This window comes from Pseudomonas sp. RIT-562, assembly GCF_026241895.1.
GTDB classification, from domain to species: Bacteria; Pseudomonadota; Gammaproteobacteria; order Pseudomonadales; family Pseudomonadaceae; genus Aquipseudomonas; species Aquipseudomonas mandelii_F.
Genome location: NZ_JAPJIV010000008.1, coordinates 44,589 through 65,907 on the forward strand (window position 1 = coordinate 44,589; position 21,319 = coordinate 65,907).

Annotated in this window: 27 protein-coding genes; 11 read left to right on the plus strand and 16 right to left on the minus strand. The window is 59.6% G+C overall.

Annotated features, from left to right (window positions below):
• Window positions 1–43 precede the first annotated feature (43 nt).
• The 10 genes from hisC to ORL50_RS12385 all read right to left on the minus strand — a co-directional run bounded on the left by hisC (window position 44) and on the right by ORL50_RS12385 (window position 8,009).
• On the minus strand, window positions 44–1,096 hold the full coding sequence (hisC, locus tag ORL50_RS12340; RefSeq protein WP_266014899.1) for a histidinol-phosphate transaminase: 1,053 nt from the start codon (window positions 1,094–1,096) through the stop codon (window positions 44–46).
• 2 nt (window positions 1,097–1,098) lie between these two features.
• On the minus strand, window positions 1,099–2,424 hold the full coding sequence (gene hisD, locus ORL50_RS12345; protein ID WP_266014901.1) for a histidinol dehydrogenase: 1,326 nt from the start codon (window positions 2,422–2,424) through the stop codon (window positions 1,099–1,101).
• Window positions 2,425–2,549: 125 nt separating this feature from the next.
• The gene (gene hisG, locus ORL50_RS12350; RefSeq protein WP_007942738.1) at window positions 2,550–3,185 is read right to left on the minus strand and encodes an ATP phosphoribosyltransferase; all 636 of its coding nucleotides are present in this window, start codon (window positions 3,183–3,185) and stop codon (window positions 2,550–2,552) included.
• Window positions 3,186–3,327: 142 nt separating this feature from the next.
• The gene (gene murA, locus ORL50_RS12355; RefSeq protein WP_122837518.1) at window positions 3,328–4,593 is read right to left on the minus strand and encodes a UDP-N-acetylglucosamine 1-carboxyvinyltransferase; all 1,266 of its coding nucleotides are present in this window, start codon (window positions 4,591–4,593) and stop codon (window positions 3,328–3,330) included.
• Window positions 4,594–4,615: 22 nt separating this feature from the next.
• Window positions 4,616–4,855 carry a BolA family protein gene (locus ORL50_RS12360; RefSeq protein WP_266014912.1) on the minus strand — a complete coding sequence of 80 codons (240 nt, stop codon included), beginning with the start codon at window positions 4,853–4,855 and terminating at the stop codon, window positions 4,616–4,618.
• Window positions 4,856–4,968: 113 nt separating this feature from the next.
• Window positions 4,969–5,274: an STAS domain-containing protein gene (locus ORL50_RS12365; protein WP_247290670.1), complete on the minus strand. Its 306-nt coding sequence runs from the start codon at window positions 5,272–5,274 to the stop codon at window positions 4,969–4,971.
• On the minus strand, window positions 5,271–5,924 hold the full coding sequence (locus tag ORL50_RS12370) for an MlaC/ttg2D family ABC transporter substrate-binding protein (protein ID WP_266014918.1): 654 nt from the start codon (window positions 5,922–5,924) through the stop codon (window positions 5,271–5,273). The genes ORL50_RS12365 and ORL50_RS12370 overlap by 4 nt, the downstream gene beginning before the upstream one ends.
• Window positions 5,925–5,935: 11 nt before the next feature.
• Window positions 5,936–6,403 (minus strand): outer membrane lipid asymmetry maintenance protein MlaD, encoded by a 468-nt coding sequence (mlaD, locus tag ORL50_RS12375; protein ID WP_266014921.1) that lies wholly within the window; start codon window positions 6,401–6,403, stop codon window positions 5,936–5,938.
• The gene (gene mlaE / locus ORL50_RS12380; protein WP_266014924.1) at window positions 6,403–7,200 is read right to left on the minus strand and encodes a lipid asymmetry maintenance ABC transporter permease subunit MlaE; all 798 of its coding nucleotides are present in this window, start codon (window positions 7,198–7,200) and stop codon (window positions 6,403–6,405) included. Before mlaE ends, mlaD begins: the two co-directional genes overlap by 1 nt.
• Entirely contained in the window at window positions 7,200–8,009 is an 810-nt protein-coding gene (locus tag ORL50_RS12385; RefSeq protein WP_266014926.1) for an ATP-binding cassette domain-containing protein, read from the minus strand. Before ORL50_RS12385 ends, mlaE begins: the two co-directional genes overlap by 1 nt.
• 276 nt (window positions 8,010–8,285) lie before the next feature.
• Here ORL50_RS12385 and ORL50_RS12390 point away from each other — a divergent pair, with 276 nt between their 5' ends.
• The 10 genes from ORL50_RS12390 to ORL50_RS12435 all read left to right on the plus strand — a co-directional run bounded on the left by ORL50_RS12390 (window position 8,286) and on the right by ORL50_RS12435 (window position 15,313).
• Window positions 8,286–9,260, plus strand: a complete 975-nt coding sequence (locus ORL50_RS12390) for a KpsF/GutQ family sugar-phosphate isomerase (RefSeq protein WP_266014929.1) — start codon at window positions 8,286–8,288, stop codon at window positions 9,258–9,260.
• Window positions 9,260–9,784, plus strand: a complete 525-nt coding sequence (locus ORL50_RS12395; protein ID WP_266014932.1) for a KdsC family phosphatase — start codon at window positions 9,260–9,262, stop codon at window positions 9,782–9,784. Before ORL50_RS12390 ends, ORL50_RS12395 begins: the two co-directional genes overlap by 1 nt.
• Window positions 9,785–9,791: 7 nt before the next feature.
• Window positions 9,792–10,364, plus strand: coding sequence for an LPS export ABC transporter periplasmic protein LptC (lptC, locus tag ORL50_RS12400; protein WP_266014935.1), 573 nt, complete (start codon window positions 9,792–9,794; stop codon window positions 10,362–10,364).
• Window positions 10,351–10,899 carry a lipopolysaccharide transport periplasmic protein LptA gene (lptA, locus tag ORL50_RS12405; RefSeq protein ID WP_266014939.1) on the plus strand — a complete coding sequence of 183 codons (549 nt, stop codon included), beginning with the start codon at window positions 10,351–10,353 and terminating at the stop codon, window positions 10,897–10,899. The genes lptC and lptA overlap by 14 nt, the downstream gene beginning before the upstream one ends.
• Window positions 10,899–11,624: an LPS export ABC transporter ATP-binding protein gene (gene lptB / locus ORL50_RS12410; protein ID WP_266014942.1), complete on the plus strand. Its 726-nt coding sequence runs from the start codon at window positions 10,899–10,901 to the stop codon at window positions 11,622–11,624. Before lptA ends, lptB begins: the two co-directional genes overlap by 1 nt.
• A gap of 184 nt (window positions 11,625–11,808) precedes the next feature.
• The gene (locus tag ORL50_RS12415; protein ID WP_266014945.1) at window positions 11,809–13,302 is read left to right on the plus strand and encodes an RNA polymerase factor sigma-54; all 1,494 of its coding nucleotides are present in this window, start codon (window positions 11,809–11,811) and stop codon (window positions 13,300–13,302) included.
• Between the two features lie 74 nt (window positions 13,303–13,376).
• Complete coding sequence (gene hpf / locus ORL50_RS12420; RefSeq protein ID WP_003178005.1) at window positions 13,377–13,685, plus strand: ribosome hibernation-promoting factor, HPF/YfiA family; 309 nt, start codon at window positions 13,377–13,379, stop codon at window positions 13,683–13,685.
• 12 nt (window positions 13,686–13,697) lie between these two features.
• Entirely contained in the window at window positions 13,698–14,162 is a 465-nt protein-coding gene (gene ptsN, locus ORL50_RS12425; protein ID WP_109627983.1) for a PTS IIA-like nitrogen regulatory protein PtsN, read from the plus strand.
• 2 nt (window positions 14,163–14,164) lie between these two features.
• Window positions 14,165–15,022 carry an RNase adapter RapZ gene (rapZ, locus tag ORL50_RS12430; protein ID WP_266014959.1) on the plus strand — a complete coding sequence of 286 codons (858 nt, stop codon included), beginning with the start codon at window positions 14,165–14,167 and terminating at the stop codon, window positions 15,020–15,022.
• Between the two features lie 15 nt (window positions 15,023–15,037).
• Window positions 15,038–15,313: an HPr family phosphocarrier protein gene (locus ORL50_RS12435; RefSeq protein ID WP_266014962.1), complete on the plus strand. Its 276-nt coding sequence runs from the start codon at window positions 15,038–15,040 to the stop codon at window positions 15,311–15,313.
• An 85-nt stretch (window positions 15,314–15,398) separates the two neighbouring features.
• Here ORL50_RS12435 and ORL50_RS12440 read toward each other — a convergent pair whose 3' ends face one another.
• The 6 genes from ORL50_RS12440 to pmbA form a co-directional block, all read right to left on the minus strand.
• On the minus strand, window positions 15,399–16,292 hold the full coding sequence (locus ORL50_RS12440) for a ZIP family metal transporter (RefSeq protein WP_266014965.1): 894 nt from the start codon (window positions 16,290–16,292) through the stop codon (window positions 15,399–15,401).
• Window positions 16,293–16,322: 30 nt separating this feature from the next.
• Entirely contained in the window at window positions 16,323–16,934 is a 612-nt protein-coding gene (locus ORL50_RS12445) for a superoxide dismutase (RefSeq protein WP_266014967.1), read from the minus strand.
• A 2-nt stretch (window positions 16,935–16,936) separates the two neighbouring features.
• Window positions 16,937–17,377: a DUF2753 family protein gene (locus ORL50_RS12450; RefSeq protein WP_266014970.1), complete on the minus strand. Its 441-nt coding sequence runs from the start codon at window positions 17,375–17,377 to the stop codon at window positions 16,937–16,939.
• Between the two features lie 27 nt (window positions 17,378–17,404).
• Window positions 17,405–18,781, minus strand: coding sequence for a class II fumarate hydratase (locus ORL50_RS12455; RefSeq protein ID WP_266014973.1), 1,377 nt, complete (start codon window positions 18,779–18,781; stop codon window positions 17,405–17,407).
• Window positions 18,762–19,169, minus strand: coding sequence for a FagA protein (locus ORL50_RS12460; protein ID WP_266014976.1), 408 nt, complete (start codon window positions 19,167–19,169; stop codon window positions 18,762–18,764). The genes ORL50_RS12455 and ORL50_RS12460 overlap by 20 nt, the downstream gene beginning before the upstream one ends.
• Before the next feature lie 158 nt (window positions 19,170–19,327).
• Complete coding sequence (gene pmbA / locus ORL50_RS12465; protein WP_266014979.1) at window positions 19,328–20,674, minus strand: metalloprotease PmbA; 1,347 nt, start codon at window positions 20,672–20,674, stop codon at window positions 19,328–19,330.
• A gap of 108 nt (window positions 20,675–20,782) precedes the next feature.
• Here pmbA and yjgA point away from each other — a divergent pair, with 108 nt between their 5' ends.
• The gene (gene yjgA, locus ORL50_RS12470) at window positions 20,783–21,307 is read left to right on the plus strand and encodes a ribosome biogenesis factor YjgA (protein ID WP_045061465.1); all 525 of its coding nucleotides are present in this window, start codon (window positions 20,783–20,785) and stop codon (window positions 21,305–21,307) included.
• Window positions 21,308–21,319: the final 12 nt, after the last annotated feature.

Here is a 21,319-nt window from a genome sequence, read left to right on the forward strand (position 1 = left end):
CTGTGGGTGCGAGCAAGCTCGCTCCCACAGTATCAGGGATGGATCAGAGGTCGCCGAGGCCGTCGATCAGCGCCTGATTCTGCTCAGGCGTACCAATGGAGATCCGCAGGAACTGGGCAATCCGCTCCTGCTTGAAGTGCCGGACGATCACGCCTTGCTCACGCAGTTTGGCCGCGAGACCCGCTGCGTCATGCTGCGGATGACGGGCGAAAATGAAGTTCGCCGCCGATGGCAGCACTTCAAAACCCTTCCCCTCCAATTGTGCAACGACCCACTCACGGTGCTCGATGACCAACCGGCAGGTCTTGTCGAAGTATTCGCGATCCTCGAACGCCGCCGCGCCCCCGACATTCGCCAGGCGATCCAGCGGATAGGAGTTGAAGCTGTTTTTGATTCGCTCCAGTGCCTCGATCAGATCCGGATGCCCCACCGCCAACCCCACGCGCAGGCCAGCCAGTGAGCGGGACTTGGACAGGGTTTGGGTCACCAGCAGGTTCGGATAGCGATCCACCAGGCTGATGGCCGTTTCGCCGCCGAAGTCGATGTAGGCCTCATCCACCACTACCACCGTATCCGGGCTGGCCTTGAGGATTTGCTCCACCGCATCCAGTGCCAGCAGGCAACCGGTCGGCGCGTTCGGGTTGGGGAAGATGATCCCGCCGTTCGGCCTGGCGTAGTCCGCGGGGTTGATCTGGAACTGTTCGTTCAGCGGCACCGCGTCGAATTTGATGCCGTAGAGCCCGCAGTACACCGGGTAAAAGCTGTAGCTGATGTCGGGGAACAGCACTGCTTTGTCGTGTTGCAGCAAACCGTGGAAAATGTGCGCCAGGACTTCATCGGAACCGTTGCCGAGGAATACCTGGTTAGCCTGCACTCCGTAATAACGGGCGACGGCTTGCTTGAGCACATCGCTGTTCGGATCGGGATAAAGACGCAGGTTGTCGTTCAGTTCGGTTTGCATCGCCGCCAGGGCCTTGGGCGAAGGACCGTACGGGTTTTCATTGGTGTTGAGTTTCACCAGCTTGGTCAGCTTGGGCTGCTCGCCGGGCACGTAAGGCACCAGGTCCTTGACGAAGGGGCTCCAGAATTTACTCATGTTCAGTTCCCCTTCTGCGGGTCGACGATGCGGTATTCGGCGCTGCGGGCGTGAGCGGTCAGCGACTCGCCACGGGCCAGCACGGAGGCGGTCTTGCCCAGTTCGGAAGCACCCTGCTCGGAGCAGAAGATGATCGATGAGCGTTTCTGGAAATCGTACACACCCAGCGGCGAGGAGAACCGCGCGGTGCCGGAAGTCGGCAACACGTGGTTGGGGCCTGCGCAGTAATCGCCCAGGGCTTCGGAGGTGTGACGACCCATGAAGATCGCGCCCGCGTGACGGATCAGCGGCAGCCAGGCCTGCGGATCGGCCACCGACAATTCCAGGTGCTCCGGAGCGATGCGGTTGGCCACTTCGATTGCCTGGTTCATGTCTTCGACCAGAATCAGCGCACCACGACCATTGATCGAGGTTTCGATGATCTCGGCACGCTCCATGGTCGGCATCAGTTTGTTGATGCTCGCGGCCACTTTGTCGAGGAACTCGGCGTCCGGGCTGACCAGAATCGCCTGGGCGTCTTCGTCGTGCTCAGCCTGGGAAAACAGGTCCATGGCGATCCAGTCCGGATCGGTGTGGCCGTCGCAGACCACGAGAATCTCCGACGGACCGGCAATCATGTCGATGCCGACCTGGCCGAACACGTGCCGCTTGGCGGTGGCGACATAGATGTTGCCGGGGCCGACGACCTTGTCGACCTTGGGCACGCTTTCAGTGCCGTAGGCCAGGGCGGCAACGGCCTGGGCGCCACCGATGGTGAATACACGGTCGACCCCGGCGATGCACGCCGCCGCCAGCACCAGTTCGTTGATTTCACCACGCGGGGTTGGAACCACCATGACCACTTCAGTCACGCCCGCCACCTTGGCCGGAATTGCGTTCATCAGCACCGAAGACGGATACGACGCCTTGCCGCCGGGCACGTACAGGCCCGCGCGGTCCAGCGGCGTGACTTTCTGGCCCAGCACGGTGCCGTCGGCCTCGGTGTAGCTCCAGGAATCCTGCTTCTGCTTCTCGTGGTAGCTGCGCACCCGAGTGGCGGCTTTTTCCAACGCTTCGCGCTGAGCGATGGTGATGCGCGTCAGCGCCAGTTCCAGGCGCTCGCGCGGCAGGATCAGGTCAGCCATCGAGGCAACTTCCAGGCCGTCGAACTTCTGGGTGAACTCCACCAGCGCAGCATCGCCACGCTCGCGCACGGCCTTGATGATGTCCAGCACCCGCTGATTGACCGAGTCGTCAGACACACTTTCCCAGCTCAGCAGATGATCCAGATGATGCGCGAAATCCGGGTCAGCAGCGTTGAGTCGGCGAATTGCAGTCGGTGCGGTCATAGCGAGAGCCTCATAGGAATGGCAAAAACTCAGGCGCCCTAACTTAGCAGTCGTTTCCGCTTGGGCACCTGAGATTCTGGCTATGAGGCGGATAGACGGGCGCGACTCAAGGTCGCGCAGGTGAATCAGCCGCGGTGTCGAGACTCCACTGCCTTGCGCAGGGTGTCGATCAACGCCTGGATACGGGCGTGCTGCATTTTCATCGAAGCTTTGTTGACGATCAGCCGGGAGCTGATGTCGGCAATGAAATCCTGCGGCTCCAGGCCGTTGGCCCGCAGCGTATTGCCGGTGTCGACTACGTCGATGATCTTGTCTGCCAGACCGATCAGCGGCGCCAGTTCCATCGAGCCGTAGAGCTTGATGATGTCGACCTGACGGCCCTGCTCGGCGTAGTAACGCTTGGCCACGTTGACGAACTTGGTCGCCACCCGCAGACGACCCTTGGGCTCGACATCACCGACACGGCCCGCAGTCATCAGCTTGCAGAGTGCGATTCGCAGGTCCAAAGGCTCATACAGGCCCTGGCCGCCATACTCCATCAGCACATCTTTACCGGCGACGCCCAGGTCAGCGGCACCATGCTCGACATAAGTCGGCACGTCGGTGGCGCGCACGATCAGCAAACGGACGTCGGGCTGGGTCGTGGGGATGATCAGCTTGCGGCTCTTGTCCGGATTCTCGGTCGGCACGATGCCCGCTTCAGCCAGAAGCGGCAGGGTGTCGTCAAGAATGCGGCCCTTGGACAGTGCAATGGTCAACATGGGAAACGTCAGTCCTTAATCAAGGTACTCATGCCCGGTCGCAATCGGCGCCAGACATACATCGAGGTTATCTCATCAATTGAAAGACAACCTCGATTTGAACAAATCCAACGGGCGCTTCCCTGCGCCCATGCAGCAGGGACTAGCCCGGTACGCGGCGGATCTTGGCGCCGAGCATCTGCAGTTTTTCTTCGATGCACTCGTAACCACGGTCTATGTGGTAGATGCGGTCGATCAGGGTGTCACCTTCCGCGATCAGCGCGGAGATCACCAGGCTGGCGGAGGCGCGCAGGTCGGTGGCCATGACTGGCGCGCCCTTGAGCTTCTCGGTGCCGGTAACGATGGCAGTGTTGCCTTCGACCTGGATCTTGGCGCCCATGCGGTGCAGTTCGTAAACGTGCATGAAGCGGTTTTCGAAGATCGTCTCGATCACGGCACCGGTGCCTTCGGCAATGGCGTTGAGCGAGATGAACTGCGCCTGCATGTCGGTCGGGAACGCCGGGTACGGAGCAGTCCGCACGTTCACGGCTTTTGGCCGCTTGCCGTGCATGTTCAGCTCGATCCAGTCTTCGCCGCAGGTGATTTCCGCGCCCGCTTCCTTGAGTTTTTCAAGAACCGCTTCGAGGATGGTCGGATCAGTGTCCTTGACCTTCACACGCCCACCGGTAACGGCAGCAGCCACCAGGTAGGTACCGGTTTCGATCCGGTCCGGCATCACTTTGTAGGTGGCCGGGTGCAGACGGTCGACGCCATCGATGGTGATGGTGTCGGTGCCAGCGCCGGAAATCTTGGCGCCCATGGCGATCAGGAAGTTCGCCAGGTCGATGACTTCAGGTTCGCGAGCGGCGTTTTGCAGGACGCTGCGGCCCTTGGCCAGTGCGGCGGCCATCATGATGTTTTCGGTACCGGTCACACTGACGGTGTCGAAGAAGAAGTGCGCGCCGCGCAGGCCACCTTCAGGCGCCTTGGCCTTGATGTAGCCACCTTCCACGTCAATGACCGCGCCCATGGCTTCGAGGCCACGGATGTGCAGGTCAACCGGACGCGAGCCGATGGCGCAACCGCCAGGCAGTGCCACTTCGGCTTCACCGAAACGGGCCACCATCGGGCCCAGCACCAGGATCGACGCACGCATGGTTTTCACCAGTTCGTACGGGGCGATCAGGGTCTTGATGGTGCGCGGGTCGATTTCGACGCTGAGCTTCTCGTCGATCACCGGCTCGATGCCCATGCGGCCGAACAGCTCGATCATGGTGGTGATGTCGTGCAGGTGCGGCAGGTTGGCAACGGTAACCGGGCCATCGCACAGCAGCGTGGCAGCCAGGATCGGCAGGGCAGAGTTCTTTGCCCCGGAGATGCGGATTTCGCCATCAAGACGAACGCCACCAGTAATAATCAGTTTATCCATAAGAATCTCGACGCCCTTGGGCTCAGGTGCGCTCGGCCCAGGCCGCGCTGCTGAAAAATTTCATAGTGACCGCATGGATGCTGCCATCGGTGATCCATGGGTTCAAATGGGCATAGACCTGCTGCTGACGCTTCACCGGGCTCAACGCCGCCAGTTCATCGCTAATCAGGTTCAGCTGGAAATTGCAGCCTTCGCCTTCAACTTCCACCTTAGTGCCTGGCAGCTTTCCTTCAAGGAAGCTCTTCACTTCTACGGCCTGCATGCTCAACCTCAATCGGCGCCTTGTGCGCGCGGGTCGGACATCATACAAAAAAGCCCCGCGCCTGCGAACCCCGCTAAGCAGGACTCTGACGGGGGGCTTCCCTGTAGATGCGGTTAGGGATGCGCCAATAACTCGGTCAATTCACTGACCTGAGCGATTTCGCGCATATCTTCGGGCATCGCGCGGATGCTCAGGGCCTTGCCGGCGGCCTGGGCGTCACGCATGAAACACAGCAGCAACGACAAGCCGACACTGCTGGACTTCACCACCTGCGAACAATCAACCACCAGCGCCGCAGCCTTGCTGGCCTTGATCAGCGCCTGGCCCTGCTTGCGCAGATCCGGGCCGCTGCGGTAATCCAGCGTACCACTGAGATGCAGTTCGCCGGATTCATTCATCTGGACGGCCGACTCACTCATTGGGTCTTCTTCTCGGCAGCTTGGTCGGTGGTTTCCTTGGCCTTGGCGACTTCGCCGGCCCAGTTGTTGATCACCTTGTCGAGATCATTGCCATTACGCTGCATCGAGTCCTGGAACTGATCGCGGAACAGCTTGCCGATGTTGATACCGTTGATAATGACGTTACGGACTTTCCACTCGCCGTTGATTTTTTCCAGCGTGTAGGACACAGGGTAGATCGAACCGCTGCTGCCCTTGACCTGCATGTCGACGCTGGTGCGGTTGCCGCTCTCGTCCTTGGCAGGGGAAACGGTGATGCCCTGGTTGTTGTACTCCAGCAAGGCATTGCCATAGAACTGCATCAGGCTGCGCTTGAAGTTTTCCTGGAAGCGCTGCATCTGCTCAGGCGATGCCTTGCGTGAATACTTCACGGTCATGATGCTGCGGGAGATGCCATCGGCATCGACCACTGGCCCGACAATGCTGTTCAGGGCATTGTAGAACTCGTTAGGGTCCTGTTTGTACTTTGCTTTGTTGGCAGCCAGGTCGGCCAGCAACCGGGTGGTGGTGTCCTGAACCAGATCGTGCGCCGACGGCGCCGCCACGGCGTTAGCCATCAGCGGCACTGCCGCGAGCAAAATCAACAGGCCACGTCGCAAGGTAGAGATCATTCAACAACTCCTCATTTGGCTTCTTTGCTAACGGTGTTGAGCAGGAATTTACCGATCAGGTCCTCGAGCACCAGCGACGACTGCGTATCGTGGATGATCCCGCCATCCTTGAGCAGTGCTTCTTCACCACCAACGCTGACGCCGATGTACTTCTCGCCCAACAGCCCAGCGGTCAGGATAGATGCAGTGGAGTCCGTCGGCAGGTTATCGACGCTCTTGTCCAGCTGCATGGTCACCCGGCCGGTGAAACTGTCGCGGTCCAGATCGATCGCAGTGACCTTGCCGATGGTCACACCGGCCATGGTCACTTTAGCTCTGACCGTCAAACCGGCGATATTGTCGAAATATGCATAAAGTTTATAAGAATCGGTTGTTGTGCTCGGCGACAGGCCACTGACCCGCAACGCAAGCAACAGCAAAGCCAGGATGCCAGCCAGCAAGAAAAGGCCGACACCGATTTCCAGGGTGCGGTTTTGCATCAGAAATCTCCAAACATCAAGGCGGTCAGAATAAAGTCCAGGCCGAGTACCGCCAACGAGGCGTATACAACGGTCTTGGTAGTGGCACGACTGATCCCCTCGGAAGTGGGCTCGCAGTCATAGCCTTGGAATACGGCAATCCAGGTCACGACAAAGGCGAAGACGACACTCTTGATGATGCCGTTGAGCACATCTTCAGAGAACGTCACGCTGTTCTGCATGTTCGACCAGTAAGAACCTTCATAGACTCCCAGCCAGTCGACGGCCACCCACGAACCACCCCAGATACCCACCACGCTGAAGATCATCGCCAGCACCGGCAGGGAAATGAAGCCGGCCCACAGGCGCGGGGCAATGATGTATTTGAGCGGGTCGACGCCAATCATTTCCAGGCTGGACAACTGCTCGGTGGACTTCATGTTGCCAATCTCGGCCGTCAGGGCAGAGCCCGCACGCCCGGCGAACAGCAGCGCGGTAACCACCGGCCCCAGTTCACGCAGCAGCGTCAGCGCAACCATCTGCCCGACCGCCTGCTCCGAGCCGTAGCTGGACAGGATGTTGAAACCCTGCAGCGCCAGCACCATGCCAATGAACACCCCGGAGACCACGATGATCACCAGGGACATGACGCCCACCGAATGCAATTGCCGGATCAGCAGGCTGAAGCCGCCACCAATGCCGCCACGGCCGAGCAAGGCATGAAACAGAAACAACGTCGCGCGCCCGAACACCGCAACGGCATCGATCGCCGCCGCGCCGAACCGGCGTACACGTTCTATCAGTGAAATCTTGCGCATCAACGCTTCCCCAGAAGATCTGCGCGGTAATCCGTCGCTGGAAAGTGGTATGCGACCGGGCCATCAGGTTCGCCTGTCATGAACTGGCGGATCCGCGGATCGTCCGAATTCATCAGTTCGTCCGGCGTGCCCTGCCCCAGAACCTGCCCCTCACCCACTACATAGATGTAGTCGGCGATGCTCGCAGTCTCTGCCAGGTCGTGGGAAACCACGATACTGGTGATACCCAGGGCGTCGTTGAGCAGGCGGATCAGGCGCACCAGCACACCCATGGCGATCGGGTCCTGACCGACAAAGGGCTCGTCGTACATGAGAATTTGTGGATCGAGCGCGATTGCCCGCGCCAGCGCGACACGGCGCTTCATGCCACCGGACAGTTCGTCGGGCATCAGGTCGATTGCGCCACGCAAGCCTACGGCCTGCAACTTGAGCAGGACGATGTCGCGGATCATCTCTTCCGGCAGCTTGGTGTGAACCCGCAGTGGAAACGCGACGTTCTCGAACACGTCCAGGTCGGTGAACAACGCACCGCTCTGGAACAGCACGCCCATATGCTTGCGTGCATCGAACAAATCGCTTCGAGACAATTTCGGCAGGTTCTGGCCGTTTACCCAGACTTCGCCGGCAGTCGGCCGCAACTGTGCGCCCATCAGGCGCAACAGCGTGGTCTTGCCACACCCGGAAGGCCCCATGATGCCGGTGACCTTGCCCCGTGGGATACGGATATCGACGTTATTGAAAATGCTGCGCGCACCGCGCTTGAAGGTCAGTCCCTTCAGCTCGACCGCGTAGGCGTTATCGGCACTCATCTAAACTCCTTGCGATGCAGCCTCACACTCGGACGCCTGGCTTCCTGGCGAAAGCACATTCATCGTGGGCAGGCCGAACTGGCGGCGAACTATATCACTGCAAGCGCTTGGCGCCCAAGGCTAAAGCCGGGCTATGTTCAGCTGCATGACAGGTCAAAAGACTCGGACCGAGGGGATTACGTAACAGGGAATGACAAAGCACGACGAACTAGCGTGAGGGTTTCGATCATAACCGCTATAATCGCCGCCTTTTCATCAGGCTATACGATTTCCGACATGAGCCAATCCAGCGACCTTATTCAATCGGCACAACGCACCATCCGTCTCGAACTGGAAGCCGTACAAGGCTTGCTTCCACGCATCGACGCAGATTTCGTACGCGCGTGCGAGATGATTCTGGCCAGCAAAGGCCGTGTCGTCGTGGTCGGCATGGGAAAATCCGGGCACATCGGCACCAAGATTGCCGCGACCCTGGCCAGCACCGGGACTACGGCGTTTTTCGTCCACCCGGCCGAAGCCAGCCATGGTGACATGGGCATGATCACCCGGGACGACATCATCCTGGCCCTGTCGAACTCCGGCTCGACCACTGAAATCGTGACCTTGCTGCCGCTGATCAAGCGCCTGGGCATCCAGCTGATCAGCATGACCGGCAACCCTGACTCGACACTGGCCAAGGCCGCCGAGGTCAATCTCAACGTGCAGGTCGAGCATGAAGCCTGCCCGCTGAACCTGGCTCCCACCTCGTCGACCACCGCAGCGTTGGTCATGGGCGACGCGCTGGCCGTCGCATTGCTGGAAGCGCGGGGGTTCACGGCGGAAGATTTCGCTTTTTCGCACCCCGGTGGGGCACTTGGCCGCCGCCTGCTGCTCAAAGTCGAGAACGTGATGCATGCCGGGGACGCCCTGCCCCAGGTTCAGCGCGGCACCCTGCTCAAGGACGCGCTGATGGAAATGACTCGCAAGGGCCTGGGCATGACCGTGATACTGGAAGCCGATGGGAAGCTCGCCGGGATCTTCACTGACGGCGACCTGCGCCGCACCCTGGATCGCGCCATCGACATTCATCACGCCACCATTGACCAGGTCATGACCCTTCACGGCAAGACCGCGCGAGCCGAGATGCTTGCCGCCGAAGCCCTGAAGATCATGGAAGACAACCGAATCAACGCCCTCGTGGTCGTAGATACGGAGGATCGCCCGATTGGCGCCTTCAACCTCTCCGACCTGCTGCGCGCAGGAGTCATGTAATGAGCAACGATCTGCTGCAACGTGGCAAGAACATCAAGCTGGCCATCTTCGACGTCGACGGAGTCCTCACTGATGGACGCCTGTACTTCCTGGAAGACGGCAGTGAATTCAAGACGTTCAACACCCTCGACGGCCAAGGCATCAAGATGTTGATGGCAGCCGGCGTCCAGACCGCTATCATCAGCGGTCGCAAGACCCCGGTGGTCGAACGCCGGGCGAAAAACCTCGGCATTCCCCATCTGTACCAGGGTCGCGAAGACAAACTCGTGGTGCTGGACGAACTTCTTGGCCAACTCGGCCTAAGCTATGAGCAAGTCGCCTACCTCGGCGACGACTTGCCCGACCTGCCGGTGATACGCCGCGTCGGCCTGGGCATGGCGGTGGCCAACGCGGCCAGCTTCGTGCGAGAACATGCCGATGGCATCACCCAAGCCCGTGGAGGCGAAGGTGCCGCTCGCGAGTTCTGCGAATTGATCCTGCGCGCCCAGGGCCGCCTCGATGCGGCAAACGCCGCGTACCTGTGAGCCAACTATGCTGAGCAAAAAGTTTCGCAACATACTGCTGTTCGGCTGCATCGCCGCGATTTTCGCTGCGGTCGGCTACTGGAACATCAGCCCTGAACGCTTCCTCGACCAGCCGACGGTGGCGGTCGATGAAACCGCGATCGACTATTACGCCCTGAACGCCCATAGCGTGCAGTACCTGCCCGATGGCAAGCTGCAGTATGAGATGACGTCGGACAAGGTCGAACACCTTAAAGCCACGGAAGTAACGCTGCTGACCAACCCGGACCTGAACATGTTTCGCGGTACCGAGTTTCCCTGGCACGTCCAGAGTGAACGCGGTGAAGTGAATCCCGATGGTACAGAGGTGGAACTGATCGACTCGGTGCGTATCACACGTTTCGACGAGAAAAACCGCAAGACCCTGATTACCACCACCCGCATGACCGTGTTCCCAAAGCAGCAATATGCGCAGACGGAGCAACCCGTTAGAATCGACGGCGCCGGTGGCGTGTCGACTGGTACGGGAATGAAGGCGTATTTGAAAGAAAGCAGGATACACCTGCTATCGAACGTAAGAGGACAGTATGAGGCTCGTTAAAACCCTCCCTATTTTGCTCAGCCTGGGCGCAGCACTGGGAAGCGTGAGCGCCTGGGCTCTGCCGAACGATCAAGAGCAGCCTATCCGCATTCAGGCCGACGACGCCCAACTGGACGACAAGAACGGCATCGCCACCTATAAAGGCGACGTCATCATCACCCAGGGTTCCATGAAGGTGACCGGTAATACCGTGACCATCACCCGTACTCCGGCAGGCGACATCGACGTCGTGACCTCGGTGGGCAACCTGGCTTACTTCGAACAACTGCAGACCCAGGGCGACACCAAGCCTGTCCAGGGCTACGGCGTCACGATCCAGTATCACGCCTCGCAGAACCGCGTCGTGCTGATTGATCGCGCCAAGGTCATCGACAAGGACAACAACGTCACCCAGGGCGAGAAAATCGTCTACGACACCGAGAAGAAGCTGGCAAGCGCCGGCCGTGCCACGGGCAACAAAGTCACCGAATCGCGTCCGCGCATTGACATGGTGATCCAGCCCAAGCCGAAAAACGACCAGAAAAAGGCCAATTAATGGCAACCCTGAAAGCCCAGCATCTGGCCAAGGCCTACAAAAGTCGTCAGGTCGTACGCGACGTCAGCCTGTCCATCGACAGCGGTCAGATCGTCGGCCTGCTTGGCCCCAACGGCGCCGGCAAGACCACCTGCTTCTACATGATCGTTGGCCTGGTACAGGCTGATCAGGGCCGCGTACTGATCGACGACCTGGATGTCAGCCACCAGCCAATGCACGGTCGCGCCAAAGCCGGTATCGGCTATCTTCCGCAAGAAGCGTCGATCTTCCGCAAATTGTCGGTGGCCGATAACATCATGGCCATCCTCGAGACCCGCAAGGAACTCGACAAGGCTGGTCGTCGCAAGGAACTGGAAAGCCTGCTGCAGGAATTCCACATCAGCCACATCCGCGACAACCTCGGCATGAGCCTTTCCGGCGGCGAGCGGCGCCGTGTGGAGATTGCCCGGGCACTGGCGACCAACCCGAAGTTCATCCTGCTCGATGAACCTTTCGCCGGCGTGGACCCGATCTCGGTGGGTGATATCAAGCAGATCATCCACCACCTGAAGGCCAAAGGTATCGGCGTGCTCATCACTGACCACAACGTGCGCGAGACCCTGGACATCTGCGAGACAGCCTACATCGTCAACGATGGCCAGCTGATTGCCGAGGGCGACTCTGCCACTATCCTGGCCAACGACCTGGTCAAGGAAGTGTATCTGGGCCACGAATTCCGCCTGTAAACGCTAAGGTGCCTGGCCAACCCCCCGAGCGCCTGTGACTCTGAAAAAATCAATACTTTTTTATTGTTACAGCGCTCTAGGCAAACACTGCAATATCGGGCATATAATTTGCTTAAGTTTGGCGCTTCGGCGCCCTGTAGTGGATGGCGCATGCGCGCCGGCGAATAAGGTTTAAGCCCCTGCCATGAAACCATCGCTAGTCTTGAGAATGGGCCAGCAGCTGACGATGACACCGCAGCTGCAACAGGCCATCCGCCTGCTCCAATTGTCGACCCTGGACCTGCAGCAGGAAATCCAGGAGGCGCTGGAGTCCAACCCGATGCTCGAACGCCAGGAAGACGGCGACGACTTCGATAATGCCGATCCCTTGGCCGACAAAGCCGAGCAGCAACCCAACGCCGATGTTTCGGAGCCTTCCTATCAGGAGACGGCGCCGACGGTAGACAATCTCGAGGAAGGCGACTGGAACGAGCGCATTCCCAACGAGCTGCCGGTCGACACTGCGTGGGAAGACGTCTACCAAACCAGCGCCAGCAGCCTGCCTAGCAACGATGACGACGAGTGGGACTTCACCACCCGCACCTCGGTCGGCGAAAGCCTGCAAAGCCACCTGCTATGGCAGCTGAACCTCGCACCGATGTCCGACACCGACCGCTTGATCGCCGTCACCCTGATCGACTGCATCAACAATCAGGGCTATCTGGACGAAACCCTCGAGGAAATCCTCGAAGCCTTCGATCCGGAACTGGACATCGAGCTGGACGAAATCGAAGCCGTCCTGCACCGCATCCAGCAATTCGAACCGGCCGGCATCGCTGCGCGCAACCTCGGCGAATGCCTGTTGCTGCAATTGCGCCAACTGCCCGCCAAGACCCTCTGGCTCGCTGAAGCCAAGCGCCTGGTCACGGACTACATCGACCTGCTGGGTAGCCGCGACTACAGCCAGCTGATGCGCCGCATGAAGCTCAAGGAAGATGAGCTGCGCCAGGTGATCGAACTGGTCCAAAGCCTCAACCCGCGCCCCGGCTCGCAGATCGAGTCGAGCGAGGCCGAATACGTGGTCCCGGACGTGATCGTGCGCAAAGACAACGAGCGCTGGCTGGTGGAACTCAACCAGGAGTCGGTGCCCAAATTGCGGGTCAACGCCCAATACGCCGGCTTCGTTCGTCGCGCTGACACCAGCGCCGACAACACCTTCATGCGCAATCAGTTGCAGGAAGCCCGCTGGTTCATCAAGAGCCTGCAGAGCCGCAACGAAACCCTGATGAAAGTTGCCACCCAGATCGTCGAGCATCAGCGCGGTTTTCTGGAGTACGGCGACGAAGCCATGAAGCCACTGGTACTGCACGACATCGCCGAAGCGGTCGGCATGCACGAATCGACGATTTCGCGAGTGACCACGCAGAAATTCATGCATACCCCACGGGGTATTTATGAACTGAAATACTTTTTCTCCAGTCACGTCAGCACCTCGGAAGGCGGCGAATGCTCGTCCACGGCGATCCGCGCGATCATCAAAAAACTGGTTGCTGCGGAAAATCAGAAAAAGCCGTTGAGTGACAGCAAGATCGCTGGTTTACTGGAGGCACAAGGCATTCAGGTGGCTCGCCGCACCGTCGCCAAGTACCGCGAATCCCTTGGGATCGCGCCTTCGAGCGAACGCAAGCGGTTGATGTAGAGCCACGCCACAGCGTTCCAGTGGTAGATCATCTGGTCTACCGCTTTATGCACTGGCAACGAAGGAGAAGCTGTATGCAAGTCAACATCAGTGGACACCAACTGGAAGTGACCGAACCCCTGCGCACCTACATCGGCGAAAAACTCGACCGATTGGAAAGGCATTTCGACAAGATAACCAACGTGCAAGTCACGATGAACGTCGAGAAGCTGCTGCAGAAAATCGAAGCCACGCTGCATATCCCCGGCGGAGAAGTGGTCGCCAATGCCGAGCATACGGACATGTATGCCGCCATCGACCTGCTGACCGACAAGCTGGATCGCCAACTCAAAAAGCATAAGGAAAAGACCCAGAGCCTCCTCCAGGGCGCGACCGGTCGTTAACACTCCCAACCCATGATCCGACTTGAAAGCATCCTGACCCCCGGCCGTTCCCTCGTGAACGTGCCGGGCGGCAGTAAAAAGAAAGCCCTCGAGCAAATTGCCAACCTTATCCATAAAGAAGTCCCGGATCTGGAGATGCAAGATGTCTTTGAGGCCTTGATCGCCCGTGAAAAACTCGGCTCGACCGGTTTTGGCAACGGCATCGCCATCCCCCACTGTCGCCTCAAGGGCTGTACCTCACCCGTCAGCGCCCTGATGCATCTTGACGCCCCCATCGATTTCGACGCTATCGACGGCGCACCGGTAGACCTGCTGTTCGTGCTGCTGGTCCCGGAAGCCGCCACCGATGCGCACCTGGAGCTATTGCGCCAGATCGCCAGCATGCTTGATCGCAAGGAAGTGCGCGAAAAACTGCGCAGCGCCCCGAGCAATGCAGCCTTGTACCAGGTTGTCCTGGACGAGCAGAACGGTCATTAATCATGCGCCTGATCATAGTCAGCGGCCGTTCCGGCTCCGGTAAAAGTACCGCGCTCGATGTCCTTGAAGACAGCGGGTACTACTGCATCGACAATCTGCCTGCCGGGCTCTTGCCCGAACTGGCCGAACGCGCGCTGATCCATACCGAGCTGGCGCAACCGCTGGTTGCCGTGTCCATCGACGCGCGCAACCTGCCGAGCCATCTGTCACGCTTTCCCGAATTGCTGGAGGAAGTGCGCAGCCGCCATATCAAGTGTGACGTGCTGTACCTGGACGCCGACGAGGAAACTCTGCTCAAGCGTTTTTCCGAGACCCGACGCCGCCATCCGCTGAGCAACGCCAATCGTTCGCTTGCCGAGGCGATTCAGGACGAGTCCAATCTGCTGGGGCCGATCGCCGACCTGGCCGACCTAAAGGTCAACACCACCAACCTGAACCTGTATCAGTTGCGCGATACCATCAAGCTGCGCTTGTTGAACCAGCCAGAGCCTGGCACCGCGTTCCTGGTCGAATCTTTCGGCTTCAAGCGAGGCATGCCGGTGGATGCCGATCTGGTGTTTGACGTGCGCTGCCTGCCCAACCCGTATTGGAAACCTGAATTGCGCGAACAGTCCGGGCTCGATCAGCCGGTAGCCGATTACCTGGCTGCGCAGCCGGATGTCGAGGAGATGTTCCAGGACATTTCCACCTACTTGCTCAAATGGCTACCACGCTTCGCTGCCAGCAACCGTGCGTATGTCACCATTGCCGTTGGCTGCACCGGCGGGCATCACCGCTCCGTCTACCTGACCGAACGTCTGGGTCAGGTTCTGCAACAATCCCTGAAGAACGTCCAGGTCCGCCACCGCGACCTCAGCTAAAGGATTCACATCGCGATGCCTGCTCTGGAAATCGAAATCATCAACAAGCTGGGCCTGCACGCTCGCGCTTCTGCAAAATTCGTCGGGGTTGCCGGACAGTTCAAGGACTGCACGATCAGGGTAGGACGCACGCCGGAAACCACAGTGGACGGCAAGAGCATTATGGCGATGATGATGCTGGCGGCTGGCAAGGGCACCAAGATCCACTTGAGTACGGAAGGCGAGCAGGCGGACGAAGCGCTGGCTGCGCTGGTGGCGTTGATCAATAACTACTTCGACGAAGGCTCGTAAAGATCAACAAATCGCAGCCTGCGGCAGCTCCTACAGTGGAGCGCGATCCATGTAGGAGCTGCCGCAGGCTGCGATCTTTTGATTCTCAAGCCAAAGCAGTATCCATCACCATCATCAGACAAAACCCGATCAGCAACCCCAAGCTCGCCAGCTTGTCGTGACCATTTCGCCGCGACTCGGGGATCACTTCGTGGGTAACCACCAGCAACATGGCCCCGGCCGCCAGTGCCAGGCCGAGCGGCAACAGTAGTTCGGCCAGGCTAACCAGCCACGCGCACAACAACGCAAAAACCGGCTCGACCAACCCTGACGCCGCACCGATCAGGAATGCCTTCACTCGTGACATCCCCGCACCTGCCAGCACCAGCGCAATCACCAGCCCTTCCGGCACATCCTGCAGCGCGATACCCATCGCCAGGCTGTCCGCATCGGCCATCCCGCCCCCGGCTGACACACCCACCGCCATGCCTTCAGGGATGTTGTGGGCAATAATCGCAAACACGAACAGCCAGATCCGCGGCGCAATCACTGGGCGCTCCAGCGTGCCGACCAGCATTTGCGGACTGGCTCCGGAAACCTTGCGGTCCAGCAGGTACAAGCCGAAAGCCCCGAGCATGATGCCAAGGCTGATCAGTCCACTGGCCGCCCAAGGCGTGAGCCCGAGGCTTTCGGCGGCGGAAATGCCCGGTACGATCAGTGAAAACGCTGTCGCCGCCAGCATCACCCCGGCGCCGAAACCCAGCAGCGTATCGCTCACCGCTTGGGGCATACGGCGAATCACCAGCACCGGCACTGCGCCCAGGGCAGTACCCAGCGCGCAGATTGCCCCGCCCTGCAATGCGCGCAACAGTTTCGGCTCAAGATTCAGCCACGCCAATCCCTGGGCGACCAGCAGGCACATGCCCGCCAGCAGTAACAGCGATCCCAATGCGTAACGAAACATCCGTCCACTTCCGATCGCCAGCGCTTCAGTGCCCATAATCAGCCCTGGTGGTTTTTCATTGTGGATTCAACCCAGGGCCGCTTTGTAGCGCGCCGCGACTTCGGGCCAATTGATCACGTTGTAGAACGCGTTGATGTATTCCGGGCGACGATTCTGGTACTGCAGGTAGTACGCGTGCTCCCAGACATCCAGGCCAAGGATCGGCGTATTGCCATTCATCAACGGGCTGTCCTGGTTGCCGCTGCTTTCCACGACCAGAGTCAGCTGCGGAGTCACACTCAGCCACGCCCAACCACTGCCGAACCGGGTGAGTGCAGCTTTGGTGAAGGCTTCCTTGAAACTCTCGAGCCCGCCCAGTTGCTCGTCGATGGCCTTCGCCAGCGCGCCGTCGGGTGCGCCGCCACCGTGAGGAGCCATGACTTCCCAGAACAACGAATGGTTGGCATGACCGCCACCCTGGTTGATCACCGCCGCACGGAGTTTTTCCGGCAGCTGCTGCACGGCGGACACCAGTTTTTCCACCGGCCATTCAGCGAACTCGGTGCCTTCGACGGCGGCGTTCAGGTTGTTGATGTAGGTCTGATGGTGCTTGGTGTAGTGGATCTCCATGGTTTTGGCATCGATGTGCGGTTCCAGGGCATCGTAGGCGTAAGGCAAGGCGGGCAAGGTAAAAGCCATGTTCAATGAACTCCATGATGAAAAGGCGCAGGCCGGTTGGCAGTTGAAACGGCGTCGATGTGCAGCAGCCGGTGGGTCCGCGGGTATTCACCGTGCTCGCTGATGAAATTCAGCAGCTCGACGTAGGTCTTGCTGCTCTGGCGCAGTGCGGCTTCGCGCAAGGCTGGGGTCAGTCGCGTGTCCTGCATGGTCTGCAGCAAGCGCTGGTGAATGGCGCACAGGTACTCGGCGCTCTCTTCCGGCTGATTTAGACGCAGGTGCAGATCCGCCAGGTTGTGATGGGAAATGACGCAGGCGGCCACCGCTTCGTCGGCATCGGCCCAGCGCTCGAACAACACCTGGGCCAGCGCCAATGCCTGCAAGTAAGCCTCGCGGGCATCGACCAGCTCGCCCTGCATGAAACAGCGATTTGCTCTTTCGATCGTGCGTTTCCAGTGCTCCATGGTGAGCCTCCAAAACGGTAGCGGTTATTACACGCCGCCTGCGGTGAGCTTTACCGGGTCGAGCAGAAGCTCAAGCTGGCTGCGCGTCAGGTCAGTGTGTTCAAGGGCGACATCGATGACCGGGCGGCCTTGCTGATAGGCTTTCTTGGCGATTTCAGCGGCTTTCTGGTATCCGATGATCGGGTTCAGGGCAGTGACCAGAATCGGGTTTCGCGCCAGCGCTTCCTTGATCCTGGCTTCGTTGACCTTGAAGCTGGCAATGGCTTTTTCACCCAGCAGATGGCTGGAGTTGGCCAGCAACTCAATGCTGCTCAACAGGTTCTGGGCGATGATCGGCAGCATCACATTGAGCTCGAAATTGCCCGACTGGCCGGCGATGGTGATCACCGTGTCGTTGCCGATCACCTGCGCAGCCACCATCGCAGTGGCTTCCGGGATCACCGGATTGACCTTGCCAGGCATGATCGAAGACCCGGGCTGCAAGGCTTCAAGTTCGATCTCGCCGAGGCCGGCCAAGGGACCGGAGTTCATCCAGCGCAGATCGTTGGCGATTTTCATCAAGGTGACAGCGGTGGCTTTTAACTGGCCGGACACGCTGACCGCCGTATCCTGCGAGCCAATAAGGGCAAACAGATCCTTGCCGGGTGTGAATTCCACCAGGGTCAACTTGCTCAGCTGCTCGCTGAAACGCGCCGCGAACTCAGGATGGGCATTGATCCCGGTGCCGACTGCGGTACCGCCTTGAGCCAGGGATTGCAGGCTCGGCAGCAGATCCTGAAGGTGCTCGATGTTGGCTCGCAGTTGCTGCGCCCAGCCGTTGAGTACCTGGCTCATGCGCACCGGCATGGCATCCATCAGGTGAGTTCGACCGGTCTTGACGTGGTGATGAACCTCTTCGGCCTTGCGCTCTATCACCTGCACCAGCCGCGTCAATGCTGGCAGCAGCTGCTCATGCAACGCCAACGCGGCACTGACGTGAATGGTGGTCGGAATAATGTCATTACTGCTCTGACCGCAATTGACGTGGTCGTTGGGATTAACCGCTTCACCCAGCAGGCGACTGGCCAGGGTGGCGAGCACTTCGTTGGCGTTCATGTTGGAGCTGGTGCCGGAACCGGTCTGGAAAATGTCCACCGGGAAGTGCTGCATGAAATTGCCTTCAAGCAGACCCTGCGCGGCATCGACAATGGCTTTGCCCTGGGACTCGCTGATCTGCTTGAGCCCGACGTTGGCACGGGCGGCAGCAGCTTTGGCGAGGATCAGTGCACGGATGAACTGCACTGGCATCGGTTTGCCGCTGATTGGGAAGTTGTCCACTGCACGCTGGGTTTGCGCGCCGTACAGGGCGTCTACCGGGACGTTCAATTCGCCCATGCTGTCGCGCTCAATACGTGTCTTGTTCATCAGAAAATCCTTGCACCAGTTCGTTTAGAGGAATGGATGGCTGCAACTCGCAGGTCGCCAGTTGCCAGGTGCAGCTTTGCCAGCGCTTGAGGCGGCACTTGCACATGGACAGGCGTTCGAGGTCACGCAGGGGACGCCAGGCCTGGTCAAGACACAGACTGCGCCAGTGCCACGGCAGCGCCACATCGGCGGCGGTGTCGAGCAGTAAACGGAAGGAGGTTTCGGCGATGGTCCAGGGAGAAGTCGCGGTGCAACACGCCAGGTACCGGCCTTCGGCCAGGTAATGCTCGATCAGGCGCGGCTCGTCAGGGTCCATGGCGCAACGGATCTGGCGACTCATCCAGCGCCAGCTTTCTTGATAGGGCTGCTCGTGCAAGGCAGAACTCATGATCCGGGCTCATTCGGTAATGAGATTTATTATTAGATGATAATGATAAGCAACACAACCCCATGTATGGAGACAAAACCAAGTGGGCGATTTAGTGCTGCCCAGAAAAAAGGCGCGCCACCCGATTGGGTGGCGCGCCTTTTGTGTTGCAGCGAGTATTAGCTGCCTGCCACCGTCATCCGCTCGATCAGCACCGACCCTGTGCGAATGTTGCTGCGCAGTTCCAAGTCATTGCCCACTGCTACGATCTGCTTGAACATGTCGCGCATGTTGCCCGCAATGGTTACTTCCTGGACCGCAAACTGAATTTCGCCGTTTTCGACCCAGTAACCCGCAGCACCACGGGAGTAGTCGCCAGTGACCATGTTCAGGCCCTGCCCCATCAACTCGGTGACCAGCAGGCCCCGACCCATGCGGCGCAGCAGCGCTGCCTGGTCTTCGTCGCCATGGGTGACGAACAGATTATGCACGCCGCCAGCATTGGCGGTGCTCGGCATCCCCAGCTTGCGACCCGAATAGGTGCCGAGGATGTACGACACCAGCTCACCCTTTTCGACGAACGGTTTGGCGTAGGTCGCAAGGCCATCGCCGTCGAATGCCGAGCTGCCCATGGCGCGCATCAGGTGGGGACGCTCGTCAATGGTCAGCCATTCAGGAAACAGCTGCTGACCCAGAGTGCCTTCAAGGAACGAAGATTTGCGGTAAAGGCTGCCGCCGGAAATGGCCGACAGGAAACTGCCGAACAAACCACCCGCGAGCTCGGCGGAGAACAGTACGGGCACTTCGCATGTCGGCACCGGACGCGCGCCCAGACGACTGGCAGCCCGCTGCGCGGCACGCTGGCCGATGCTCACCGGATCAGCCAGCAAATTGCCCTGGCGGTTAACGTCGTACCAATAATCGCGCTGCATCTGGCCGTCGGCCTCGGCGATCATCACGCAGCTCAGGCTGTGCCGAGTCGACGCATAGCCGCCAATGAATCCGTGGCTGTTGCCGTAGACGCGGCAGCCCTGATGCGTGCTGAGCGTGGTGCCATCGGCATTCTTGATCCGGCCGTCAGCCGCAAATGCTGCTGCTTCACAGGTCAAGGCCATTTCGATGGCTTGTTCCGGAGTGATGTCCCATTGGTGGAACAGGTCAAAATCCTTCAGGTCCTTGGCCATCAGCGCGGCATCGGCCAGGCCCGAGGCTTCGTCTTCGGAAGTGTGCTTGGCGATGGCCAATGCGGCAGCCACGGTTTCACGAATGGCCTCTGGACCACTCGCCGAAGTACTGGCCGAGCCTTTGCGCTGACCGACGTACAAGGTGATGCCAAAGCCCTGGTCACGGTTGAATTCGACAGTCTCGACCTCACGTTGACGCACTGAGGTCGACAGCCCCTGCTCCAGGGACACCGCCACTTCACAGGCACTGGCGCCCTGACGCTTGGCTTCAGCGATGATCTGCTCGACTTGTTCCTGCAGTGCCGGCAACGCTTGCGGGCCGACGCTTTCAACTGCACTCATGCTGTTCTCCACTCAAATTCTGCTTTCGGCGAGGGTCATCGAGCGACCGGGCCGGACAAGCGGCCCCCGACTGGTTATCATGGCGGCGTTTCTTTGCGGACGGCCACCATGGTTGATTCTTACGACGACTCCCTCGATACGGGAGAAAAAAGCAAATCCCAGGTTAAACGCGAGCTGCATGCTCTGGTTGACCTTGGCGAGCGCCTTACAACACTCAAGCCTGACTTGCTGGCAAAACTGCCGTTGACCGACGCCATGCGCCGGGCACTGGCCGATGCGCCCAAGCACACCGCGAATATCGCGCGTAAACGGCACCTGATGTTCATCGGCAAACTGATGCGCGACCAGGACACTGACGCCATTCTCGTTCTGCTCGATCAACTCGATGCCTCCACCCGGCAGTACAACGAACGTTTCCATGGTCTGGAACGCTGGCGCGATCGCTTGATCGCGGGCGACGATGCGGTCCTGGAGAAGTTCGTGCTCGACTACCCGGAGGCTGATCGTCAGCAATTGCGCTCCCTGATCCGTCAGGCCCAGCACGAACTGGCGACCAACAAGCCACCGGCATCGAGCCGTAAAATCTTCAAGTACATCCGTGAGCTGGACGAGACTCAACGCGGTTTGCGTTAAGCTATCGCAGCC

Coding starts and splice junctions, on each gene's coding strand:
- hisC (WP_266014899.1), bottom strand. CDS start 1,096: ATGAGTAAATTCTGGAGCCCCTTCGTCAAGGACCTGGTGCCTTACGTG.
- hisD (WP_266014901.1), bottom strand. CDS start 2,424: ATGACCGCACCGACTGCAATTCGCCGACTCAACGCTGCTGACCCGGAT.
- hisG (WP_007942738.1), bottom strand. CDS start 3,185: ATGTTGACCATTGCACTGTCCAAGGGCCGCATTCTTGACGACACCCTG.
- murA (WP_122837518.1), bottom strand. CDS start 4,593: ATGGATAAACTGATTATTACTGGTGGCGTTCGTCTTGATGGCGAAATC.
- ORL50_RS12360 (WP_266014912.1), bottom strand. CDS start 4,855: ATGCAGGCCGTAGAAGTGAAGAGCTTCCTTGAAGGAAAGCTGCCAGGC.
- ORL50_RS12365 (WP_247290670.1), bottom strand. CDS start 5,274: ATGAGTGAGTCGGCCGTCCAGATGAATGAATCCGGCGAACTGCATCTC.
- ORL50_RS12370 (WP_266014918.1), bottom strand. CDS start 5,924: ATGATCTCTACCTTGCGACGTGGCCTGTTGATTTTGCTCGCGGCAGTG.
- mlaD (WP_266014921.1), bottom strand. CDS start 6,403: ATGCAAAACCGCACCCTGGAAATCGGTGTCGGCCTTTTCTTGCTGGCT.
- mlaE (WP_266014924.1), bottom strand. CDS start 7,200: ATGCGCAAGATTTCACTGATAGAACGTGTACGCCGGTTCGGCGCGGCG.
- ORL50_RS12385 (WP_266014926.1), bottom strand. CDS start 8,009: ATGAGTGCCGATAACGCCTACGCGGTCGAGCTGAAGGGACTGACCTTC.
- ORL50_RS12390 (WP_266014929.1), top strand. CDS start 8,286: ATGAGCCAATCCAGCGACCTTATTCAATCGGCACAACGCACCATCCGT.
- ORL50_RS12395 (WP_266014932.1), top strand. CDS start 9,260: ATGAGCAACGATCTGCTGCAACGTGGCAAGAACATCAAGCTGGCCATC.
- lptC (WP_266014935.1), top strand. CDS start 9,792: ATGCTGAGCAAAAAGTTTCGCAACATACTGCTGTTCGGCTGCATCGCC.
- lptA (WP_266014939.1), top strand. CDS start 10,351: ATGAGGCTCGTTAAAACCCTCCCTATTTTGCTCAGCCTGGGCGCAGCA.
- lptB (WP_266014942.1), top strand. CDS start 10,899: ATGGCAACCCTGAAAGCCCAGCATCTGGCCAAGGCCTACAAAAGTCGT.
- ORL50_RS12415 (WP_266014945.1), top strand. CDS start 11,809: ATGAAACCATCGCTAGTCTTGAGAATGGGCCAGCAGCTGACGATGACA.
- hpf (WP_003178005.1), top strand. CDS start 13,377: ATGCAAGTCAACATCAGTGGACACCAACTGGAAGTGACCGAACCCCTG.
- ptsN (WP_109627983.1), top strand. CDS start 13,698: ATGATCCGACTTGAAAGCATCCTGACCCCCGGCCGTTCCCTCGTGAAC.
- rapZ (WP_266014959.1), top strand. CDS start 14,165: ATGCGCCTGATCATAGTCAGCGGCCGTTCCGGCTCCGGTAAAAGTACC.
- ORL50_RS12435 (WP_266014962.1), top strand. CDS start 15,038: ATGCCTGCTCTGGAAATCGAAATCATCAACAAGCTGGGCCTGCACGCT.
- ORL50_RS12440 (WP_266014965.1), bottom strand. CDS start 16,292: ATGGGCACTGAAGCGCTGGCGATCGGAAGTGGACGGATGTTTCGTTAC.
- ORL50_RS12445 (WP_266014967.1), bottom strand. CDS start 16,934: ATGGCTTTTACCTTGCCCGCCTTGCCTTACGCCTACGATGCCCTGGAA.
- ORL50_RS12450 (WP_266014970.1), bottom strand. CDS start 17,377: ATGGAGCACTGGAAACGCACGATCGAAAGAGCAAATCGCTGTTTCATG.
- ORL50_RS12455 (WP_266014973.1), bottom strand. CDS start 18,781: ATGAACAAGACACGTATTGAGCGCGACAGCATGGGCGAATTGAACGTC.
- ORL50_RS12460 (WP_266014976.1), bottom strand. CDS start 19,169: ATGAGTTCTGCCTTGCACGAGCAGCCCTATCAAGAAAGCTGGCGCTGG.
- pmbA (WP_266014979.1), bottom strand. CDS start 20,674: ATGAGTGCAGTTGAAAGCGTCGGCCCGCAAGCGTTGCCGGCACTGCAG.
- yjgA (WP_045061465.1), top strand. CDS start 20,783: ATGGTTGATTCTTACGACGACTCCCTCGATACGGGAGAAAAAAGCAAA.